Source organism: Rhizobacter sp. P2_H3 (genome assembly GCF_056403355.1).
The window spans coordinates 1-9425 of record NZ_JBFUFQ010000227.1 but is presented as its reverse complement, the minus strand read 5'-3'; the positions used below and the strand labels follow the sequence as shown (position 1 = coordinate 9425).

The following is a 9425-nucleotide window of genomic DNA, read 5'->3' as shown; positions in this document are numbered from 1 at the left end:
CGATGGTGCCGTCCAGCCTGCCGTCCGAGAACGGTGCGCCGCCCGTCTCGCCCGGCAACGCCAGCGCGGTGACGGCCCGCCCGGTCGCATCGCTGCCCGCATCGGCGCCCGCGCCGGCCCACGCCGGCCCGGTCAGCCAGGCGCTCGCGCGCATGGCCGGCCAGTCGCAGGCGATGCAGCAGGTGCGCCAGCTGATCGACAAGGTGGCACGCAGCATGGCGCCGGTGCTGGTGAACGGCGAATCGGGCACCGGCAAGGAGCTGGTGGCGCGCGCCATCCACGAGATCAGTCCGCGCACCGGGCAGCCCTTCGTGCCGGTCAACTGCAGCGCCATTCCCGAGCAGCTGCTCGAGGCCGAGTTCTTCGGCTACCGCAAGGGTGCGTTCACCGGCGCCAACGAAGACCGCGAGGGCTTCTTCCAGGCCGCCAACGGCGGCACGCTGTTCCTCGACGAGATCGGCGACCTGCCGCTCGCGATGCAGAGCAAGCTGCTGCGCGCGATCCAGGAGCGCTCGGTGCGCCCGGTCGGTGCGGTCGTCGAGCAGGCGGTCAACGTGCGGCTGCTGAGCGCGACCCACAAGGACCTCGGCGCCGAAGTGCAGGCCGGCAAGTTCCGCCAGGACTTGTACTACCGCCTCAACGTGATCCAGATCCGCGTGCCGCCGCTGCGCGAGCGGCTCGAAGACCTGCCGTCGATCTGCGACCGCGTGCTCGACCGCATCGCGCGCGATGCCGGCGTGTCGCCCGCGCCGCGGCTCACGCGCGATGCGATGGTGCAGCTCAGCCGCTACAGCTTCCCCGGCAACGTGCGCGAACTCGAGAACCTGCTGCACCGCGCGGTCGCGCTGACGGTGGGCGACGTGATCGACGTGGCCGACCTGGGCGTCTCCGAGCTGGTGTTCAGCGACAGCGATGCCGCGGAGTTCGATGCGACGCCGGTGGTGTCGGCCAAGCCGGCCGCTGCGGCGGCGGCAGAGGCGGTGCGCGCACCGGTCGCGCCGGTGCAGGCGCCGCTGCCGAGCGACCTCGCGGCCTACCTCGACGACATCGAGCGCGACGTGCTCGAACGCGCGCTCGAGCGCTACCGCTACAACCGCACGGCGGCCGGCGCGAGCCTCGGGCTGTCGTTGCGCCAGATGCGCTACCGGATGGCCCGCCTGGGCGTCAACGTCGGGGGCACCGACGACCCGGTCGATGTCGAGCGCGGCGAACCCGGCTGAACCGGTTCGCGAGCCGGCCCCCGCCCTCACCGTGCTGCAGGTCGGCGCGGACGGCTGGTGCGAACAGGCCCGCCGTTGCGCGTCGCCCAACTTCGGGCCGCGGCCGGCCGGCTGCGCGGTCGAACTGGCCCTCGTCCACTCGATCAGCCTGCCGCCCGGCGAGTACGGCGGCGATGCGATCGAGCGGCTGTTCGCGAACCGGCTCGACTGGGACGCGCACCCCTACTTCCAGCAGATCCGCGGGCTGCAGGTGTCGTCGCACTTCGTCGTGCGGCGCGACGGCGAGCTGCTGCAGTTCGTCTCGTGCAACGAGCGCGCATGGCACGCCGGCCGCTCGGCCTGGCGCGGGCGCGAGAACTGCAACGACTTCTCGGTCGGCGTCGAGCTGGAAGGGCTGGAGGGCGAGCGCTTCGAGGAGGCGCAGTACGCGCGGCTGCTGCCGTTGCTGCGCGCGCTCGCGCGGCGCTATCCGCTGCAGGGCGTGGCCGGGCACGAGCATGTCGCACCCGGCCGCAAGATCGACCCCGGCCCGGGCTTCGACTGGCCGCGCGTGACCGAGGGCCTGCGCTGGCACGGTCGGTATTTTCCCGAAGGCTTGCGCGGGCCGCGCTGAGTGCCGCACGAGAGGGCCTGCGTTCGCATCGCGGCAAGCCAGTTTCCATCGGCGTCTGCGGCGCAAATCGGCGGGAGCGCAAGGCTGCGCGCGGATGCATCGCCGCAGGTGCAGCGCCGGTGGGCGCCGAGGCCRCGCGGCAATCAAAAACGGCGCGTCGAGGTGCACCGCCGCTTCATCCCCCTTGTTTGTCGGGACGCTATAGCTAGTGCTTGAAGGGTGGGGAGCCCCCAGATATAGTGTCCCTCGTGGTATTCTCTTGTCCCAACATCTTCAGGCCCGCGCCCGCCCTTGCTGCCGGTGTCAATGACGTGCGACGACATGTCATGACGAGCAGCAGCGACAGGGCGGCACCCGGGTCCCGCGTGTTGGCAAGCCGTTCCACAGCCTCACCCATCGCGCTCGTCCATCGTTCTTCACCGGTCCTTCTCATGCGTCTTCGGCGGCTCAGCGCCGGCGGCGCGCCGCAGCCTTTGCGCTGTGGGGCGGGTCCGGCGTGAGCCCTGGTCATTGAATCCGTATCGCGTCGACAGACCACAAGAAGGGGTATCCATGCAAGCAGTCAGCAACGTCACTCCCAACGCCGCCTCCTCCACCAGCAGCACGCCGCGCAGCGGCACCGGCCCCGCGGCCTCCGCGTCGGCCTACCAGGGCTACCAGATCATCCGCCGCAACGGCGCGGTCGTGTCCTTCGAACCCAACAAGATCGCCGTCGCCCTGATGAAGGCGTTCCTCGCCGTGCACGGCACGCAGGGCGCGGCCTCGGCCAGCGTGCGCGAGACGGTCGACGGGCTGACCGAATCGGTCGTGCGCGCGCTGCTGCGTTCGCGCCCGGGCGGCGGCACCTTCCACATCGAGGACGTGCAGGACCATGTCGAACTCGGCCTGATGCGCGGCGGCCACCACGAGGTGGCGCGTGCCTACGTGCTGTACCGCGAGCGCCGTTCGCAGGAGCGTTCGAAGCAGGGCCACGTGGCCGCGGCCGCCGCCGAGCCGGCGCTGATGGTGATCGACCGCGGCCAGCGCGTGCCGCTCGACTTCGCCCGCCTGCAGGTGCTGATCGAATCGGCCTGTGCCGACCTGGGCGCCGACGTGAAGCCCGACCCCATCCTGGCCGAGACGCGCCGCAACCTCTACGACGGCGTGCCGATCGATGAAGTGCACAAGGCCGCGATCCTGGCCGCGCGCACGCTGATCGAGAAGGACCCCGGCTACACCCGCGCCACCGCGCGGCTGCTGCTGCACACGATCCGCAAGGAAATCCTCGGTGAAGAGGTGCTGCAGGCCGAGATGCCGGCGCGCTACGCCGACTACTTCCCCGGCTTCATCAAGAAGGGCGTGCAGGCCGAGCGGCTCGACGAGAAGCTGCTGCAGTACGACCTGGTCCGCCTGGGCGCGGCGCTGAAGGCCGAGCGCGACCTGCAGTTCGACTACCTCGGCCTGCAGACGCTGTACGACCGCTACTTCCTGCACATCAACGAAGTGCGCATCGAGATGCCGCAGGCCTTCTACATGCGCGTCGCGATGGGCCTGGCGCTCAACGAGATCGACCGCGAAGCGCGCGCGATCGAGTTCTATGAAGTGCTGTCCAGCTTCGACTTCATGAGCTCGACGCCGACGCTGTTCAACGCCGGCACGCAGCGCTCGCAGCTGTCGAGCTGCTACCTGACGACCGTCGCCGACGACCTGGAAGGCATCTACGAAGCGCTGAAGGAGAACGCGCTGCTGTCGAAGTTCGCCGGCGGCCTGGGCAACGACTGGACCAACGTGCGCGCGCTCGGTTCGCACATCAAGGGCACCAACGGCAAGAGCCAGGGCGTCGTGCCGTTCCTGAAGGTCGTCAACGACACCGCCGTCGCGGTGAACCAGGGCGGCAAGCGCAAGGGCGCCGTCTGCGCCTACCTGGAGACCTGGCACCTCGACATCGAGGAGTTCCTGGAGCTGCGCAAGAACACCGGCGACGACCGCCGCCGCACCCACGACATGAACACCGCGAACTGGATTCCGGACCTGTTCATGCGCCGCGTGATGGAGGGTGGCGACTGGACGCTGTTCTCGCCGTCGACCTGCCCCGACCTGCACGACAAGTTCGGCAAGGCTTTCGAGGAGGCCTACACGCGCTATGAAGACAAGGCCGCGCGCGGCGAGATCAAGCTGTTCAAGAAGATCCCCGCCAAGGACCTGTGGCGCCGCATGCTCTCGATGCTGTTCGAGACCGGCCACCCGTGGATCACCTTCAAGGACGCCTGCAACGTGCGCTCGCCGCAGCAGCACGTCGGCGTCGTGCACTCGAGCAACCTGTGCACCGAGATCACGCTGAACACCAGCGAGACCGAGATCGCCGTGTGCAACCTGGGTTCGGTGAACCTGGTGCACCACCTGAAGCAGGTCGACGGCACGGTGCAGATCGACCACGCGAAGCTGAAGAAGACCGTCGCCACCGCGATGCGCATGCTCGACAACGTGATCGACATCAACTACTACGCCGTCAAGAAGGCGCGTGACTCCAACCTGCGCCACCGCCCGGTGGGCCTGGGGATCATGGGCTTCCAGGATGCGCTGTATGAACTGCGCACGCCGTACGCCTCGGACGACGCGGTGTCGTTCGCCGACCGCTCGATGGAAGCCGTCTGCTACTACGCCTACTGGGCGTCGACCGAACTGGCGGCCGAGCGCGGCCGCTACTCCAGCTACCGCGGCTCGCTGTGGGACAGGGGGATCCTGCCGATCGACTCGCTCGACCTGCTGGCCGAGGCCCGCGGCGGGTATGTCGACGTCGACCGCAGCGCGACGCTGGACTGGTCGGCGCTGCGCAGCCGCATCGCCGAGCACGGCATGCGCAACTCCAACTGCGTGGCGATCGCACCGACCGCGACCATCTCGAACATCATCGGCGTCAGCGCGTCGATCGAGCCGTCGTTCGGCAACCTGTCGGTGAAGTCCAACCTGTCGGGCGAGTTCACGATCGTCAACGAGTACCTGGTGCGCGACCTGAAGAAGCTCGGCCTGTGGGACGACGTGATGGTGATGGACCTGAAGCACTTCGACGGTTCGCTGCGCCGCATCGACCGCGTGCCGGCCGACCTGAAGGCGTTGTACGCGACGGCCTTCGAGGTCGAGACGCAGTGGCTGGTCGAGGCCGCCGCGCGCCGCCAGAAGTGGATCGACCAGGCGCAGTCGCTGAACATCTACATGGCCGGCGCCTCGGGCAAGAAGCTCGACGAGACCTACAAGCTCGCGTGGACGCGCGGCCTGAAGACCACCTACTACCTGCGCACCGTCGGCGCGACGCATGCCGAGAAGTCGACCGTGAAGGCGGGGCAGATGAACTCGGTGTCGAGCGGTGATGGATCGTCGTCGATGGGTGCGGCGCCGGTCGCTGCGGTGGCTGTTGCGCCGGTGATGACGGCCGCTGCGCCGGTGTTCTCCGCATCGCAAGAGCCTGCCACCGACATCAAGTTCTGCGCGATCGACGACCCGACGTGTGAAGCGTGCCAGTGATGCACTGAGCAACGCGCGTGCTCATCGCGAGTCTTCGCGAATGCACGCGCGTTTTTCGATGCGACACAGCAACAGCGAAGTGCTCGCGATGTCAATAAGTGCTTGGTGTTTCAACACAACACTCTCATAATTCAACGCGTCAAGGAAGTCCACCATGTTGGTTTGGGAAGAAGACCTTAAACCCTCGATCTCTCACAAAGCGAGTCCCGCGCAGAGCCTGCCCTCTCAAGCGCGTGCGGTCGCTCCATCTCCTGACTTCGATGCTGCGATCGCAGCACCTGCCTCCCCCTTGATCCCCACCTCCCTGAACACTTCCAGCACCTCCGCTCCTGCCGCCGCGCAACGCGTGAAGGCCGCCGACAAGCGCATCATCAACGGCCGCACCGACGTCAACCAGCTGGTGCCGTTCAAGTACAAGTGGGCGTGGGAGAAGTACCTCGCGACCTGCGCGAACCACTGGATGCCGCAGGAAGTGAACATGTCGCGCGACATCGCGACCTGGAAGGATCCGAACGGCCTGAGCGACGACGAGCGCCGCATCATCAAGCGCAACCTCGGCTTCTTCGTCACTGCCGATTCGCTGGCCGCCAACAACATCGTGCTGGGCACCTACCGCCACATCACGGCGCCCGAATGCCGCCAGTTCCTGCTGCGCCAGGCCTTCGAGGAAGCGATCCACACGCACGCCTATCAGTACATCGTCGAGTCGCTCGGGCTGGACGAGAGCGAGATCTTCAACGCCTACAACGAGGTGAAGTCGATCCGCGACAAGGACGAATTCCTGATCCCGTTCATCAACGCGATCATGGATCCGAACTTCAACACCGGAACGCCCGAGAACGACCGGACGCTGCTGAAGTCGCTGATCGTGTTCGCCTGCCTGATGGAAGGCATGTTCTTCTACGTCGGCTTCACGCAGATCCTGGCGCTCGGTCGCCAGAACAAGATGACGGGCGCTGCCGAGCAGTACCAATACATCCTGCGCGACGAGTCGATGCACTGCAACTTCGGCATCGACCTGATCAACCAGATCAAGCTCGAGAATCCGCACCTCTGGACGGCGGAGTTCAAGGCCGAGATCAAGGCCTTGTTCATGACGGCCGTCGAGCTCGAATACCGCTACGCCGAGGACACCATGCCGCGCGGCGTGCTGGGCCTCAATGCATCGATGTTCAAGGGTTACCTGCGCTACATCGCCAACCGGCGTGCAACGCAGATTGGTTTGGAAGAGCTCTTCCCGAACGAGGAAAACCCGTTCCCGTGGATGAGCGAAATGATCGACCTGAAAAAGGAGCGCAACTTCTTCGAGACGCGTGTCATCGAGTACCAATCCGGTGGCGCCCTCTCGTGGGACTGACGCTTCGCTGACTGCATCACAGAGATCAGCAACAGGTCATGGACGAGATCAAGATTCGCAGGCCGTCAAGAGATCACCGCCAAGCACGCGGTGGCCAACGGCCTGCAACCCCATTCACCGTACCGGGGCGTCCCTCCTGGGCGACTTCGGACAGTGAATAACTGCCTCGCATCGGCATGGCGCCGGCGCAGGGCAGTGCTCTTTCAACTTGATCAAGGAGAAATGTAATGGCAACTGCAAAGAAGGCTCCGGCCAAGAAGGCGGCAGCGAAGAAGGCTCCGGCAAAGAAGGTCGCGGCGAAGAAGGCCCCGGCGAAGAAGGTCGCAGCGAAGAAGGCTCCGGCCAAGAAGGTCGCAGCGAAGAAGGTCGCCGCCAAGAAGGCGCCGGCAAAGAAGGCCGCGGCCAAGAAGGCGCCGGCGAAGAAGGTTGCAGCGAAGAAGGTTGCGGCGAAGAAGGCTCCGGCGAAGAAGGCCGCGGCCAAGAAGGCGCCGGCGAAGAAGGCTGCTGCCAAGAAGGCGCCTGCCAAGAAGGCTGCTGCGAAGAAGGCCCCTGCGAAGAAGGCTGCGAAGCCTGCGGCCAAGAAGGCGGCCAAGAAGCCGGCCGCCAAGAAGGCGGCACCCGCGGCGCCTGCTGCGCCTGCTGCTGCGAAGCCTGCGGCTGCTCCTGCAGCCAAGACCGCGCTCAGCCCTGCGGCTGCGTGGCCTTTCCCGACGGGCAACAAGCCCTGAGGCCGGAAGGCGTTCAGACAAAACCCGGCTTCGGCCGGGTTTTTTTCTGACCGCTACATCGGCAGCGTGTCGGCGAACCCGTTGGGTGGCAGGATCGGACCGTCACCGGCCCCGGTGCGGCCGCCGGTGGGCATCGGCAGGTCGACGTCGAGCTGGGATTGCATCACCGCCTGCAGGTCGCTGCGCTTCTGCTGCAGCACCGCCATCTGCTTGTGCAGCTGCTCGATCTGCTTGCGCGCCTGCTGCGCGTGCAAGCCGGCGACGTGCCGGGCCTTCTCCATCTTGTCGACCTTCTGCTGCAAGGCCTTCAGGCGGCGGCCGTACCACCAATGGCATGCGCCCCACGTCACCGCGCAGAGCGCGAGTGTCGTGAAAGCCAGGACGAGTGACTGGAAAGCCTGCATCGCGTATTCCCTTTGCCGGCTCTTTTCGACGAACCGATCAACCCCGACGACAGTATCAACATTTGTCTGACGCAGGGCGTGAAGATATCCCGGAAATGCCGATGGGTCACCCCCTCGCTCCAGGGAACCTTCCGCTCACACCCCGAGTGCCGTGCGATCGATCACATGGTTCTGGCCGCCGCGGCTGGCGATCTTCAGCGCGCCGATCCGGTTGCCCAGGCCGACGCAGCGCTCCAGCGTCCAGCCGCGTTCGAGGCCGTACAGCAGCGCGGCGCGGAAGGCGTCACCGCAGCCGGTCGGGTCGAGCACCTCGGTCGCCGGCACGCCCGGTACCCGCGTGCGCACGCCTTGCTCCCACAGCTCGCAGCCCTCGGCGCCGAGCGTCACGACGACGCCCTTCAGATGCGAGCGCGACATCGCCTCGATGCTCAGCCCGGTGCGCTCCGACAGCATGCGCGCCTCGTAGTCGTTGACAGTCACCCAGCTCGCCTGTGCGATGAAGCGGTTCAGCTCGGCGCCGTCGAACATCGGCAGGCCCTGGCCCGGATCGAAGATGAACGGGATCTGCGCATCGGCCAGCTGCTGCGCATGCTGCAGCATCGCGTCGCGGCCATCGGGCGCGACGATCGCGATGCGCACGCCGCGATCGGTCGGCACCGTCGTCGTGTGCGCCGCCTGCATCGCACCGGGGTGGAAGGCGGTGATCTGGTTGTTGTCGGTGTCGGTGATGATGATGGCCTGCGCGGTGTAGCTGTCCGGCACGTTGCGCACGAACTCGGTGCTGGCGCCCCACGACGCGATGCGCGCGCGGTACTCCACGTCGTCGGCGCCCACGGTGGCCATCACCAGCGGTTCGCCGCCCAGCTTGGCGAGCGTGTAGGCGATGTTGCCGGCACAGCCGCCGAACTCGCGGCGCAGCGTCGGCACCAGGAACGACACGTTCAGGATGTGCACCTGCTCCGGCAGGATCTGCTGCGCGAAGCGGCCGGGGAACATCGTGATGGTGTCGAAGGCGAGGGATCCGCAGATGAGGGCTGACATGGGAGGCTCCGGGAGAGGAACGCGGCGTTCGCGTTCAGGGTCGGTGATTCAGGGATAGAAGATCTCGACGGTGTAGCCGCTGACGCGGCGTCCGTCGGTGGAGAGCAGCACCTGCAGGCTGCTCTCGGCGCCCGCCGCGACCACCGGCGTCGCGACGCGGAAGTCCGACGGCGCGAGCGCACGACGCGCGACCAGCTGGCCGCTCGGGTCGCTCAGGCTCAGGTCGATCGACGGCATCGCGAGCGCCAGCGCGCTGCGGTTGCGCAGCACGACCGACAGCTTGTAGGCCGCGCCGCCATTGGCCGGCGCGAGCGCGCTGCTCTCGACGACCAGGTCGTCGATGCGGCGTGGCGCGCCGATCTCGCAATGCCATTGCTTGCAGGCCATCGCGAGCCACGGCTTGGTGTCGGGCCACTGCGCAGCGATGGTGTCGCGGAAATGCAGCGCCGCCTGGCCGGCCAGCCCGGCCAGCAGCCCGATCGCGCACAGCGACAGCACGCCGCGCACCCAGGGGCTGCGCCAGCGCTCGCGCTGGCGGGCTTCGCGCACGAAGCCGGGGGC

General features: G+C 67.3%; 8 protein-coding genes. 5 read left to right on the top strand and 3 right to left on the bottom strand.

Annotated features, from left to right (window positions below; all coding sequences use genetic code 11):
* From AC1D1T_RS26655 to AC1D1T_RS26635, 5 genes are all read left to right on the top strand, one after another.
* Positions 1-1220, top strand: a 1220-nt coding sequence (locus AC1D1T_RS26655) for a sigma-54 interaction domain-containing protein (protein ID WP_477992815.1), incomplete at its 5' end; no start/stop codon positions are given.
* Positions 1195-1833: a 1,6-anhydro-N-acetylmuramyl-L-alanine amidase AmpD gene (gene ampD, locus AC1D1T_RS26650; RefSeq protein WP_477992814.1), complete on the top strand. Its 639-nt coding sequence runs from the start codon at positions 1195-1197 to the stop codon at positions 1831-1833. The genes AC1D1T_RS26655 and ampD, both read left to right, overlap by 26 nt.
* A gap of 552 nt (positions 1834-2385) precedes the next feature.
* A complete protein-coding gene (locus tag AC1D1T_RS26645; RefSeq protein WP_047506615.1) occupies positions 2386-5334 on the top strand; it encodes a ribonucleoside-diphosphate reductase subunit alpha in 2949 nt (982 codons plus the stop codon).
* Between the two features lie 154 nt (positions 5335-5488).
* Complete coding sequence (locus AC1D1T_RS26640) at positions 5489-6691, top strand: ribonucleotide-diphosphate reductase subunit beta (protein WP_465112852.1); 1203 nt, start codon at positions 5489-5491, stop codon at positions 6689-6691.
* 227 nt (positions 6692-6918) lie between these two features.
* A complete protein-coding gene (locus tag AC1D1T_RS26635) occupies positions 6919-7419 on the top strand; it encodes a histone H1-like DNA-binding protein (RefSeq protein WP_047506623.1) in 501 nt (166 codons plus the stop codon).
* Between the two features lie 53 nt (positions 7420-7472).
* Here AC1D1T_RS26635 and AC1D1T_RS26630 read toward each other — a convergent pair whose 3' ends face one another.
* From AC1D1T_RS26630 to AC1D1T_RS26620, 3 genes are all read right to left on the bottom strand, one after another.
* Positions 7473-7823, bottom strand: a complete 351-nt coding sequence (locus tag AC1D1T_RS26630) for a hypothetical protein (RefSeq protein WP_477992813.1) — start codon at positions 7821-7823, stop codon at positions 7473-7475.
* 135 nt (positions 7824-7958) lie between these two features.
* Positions 7959-8864, bottom strand: coding sequence for a carbohydrate kinase family protein (locus tag AC1D1T_RS26625; RefSeq protein WP_477841785.1), 906 nt, complete (start codon positions 8862-8864; stop codon positions 7959-7961).
* 48 nt (positions 8865-8912) lie between these two features.
* On the bottom strand, positions 8913-9425 hold a 513-nt coding region (locus tag AC1D1T_RS26620; RefSeq protein WP_477992812.1), incomplete at its 5' end, for a DUF3426 domain-containing protein.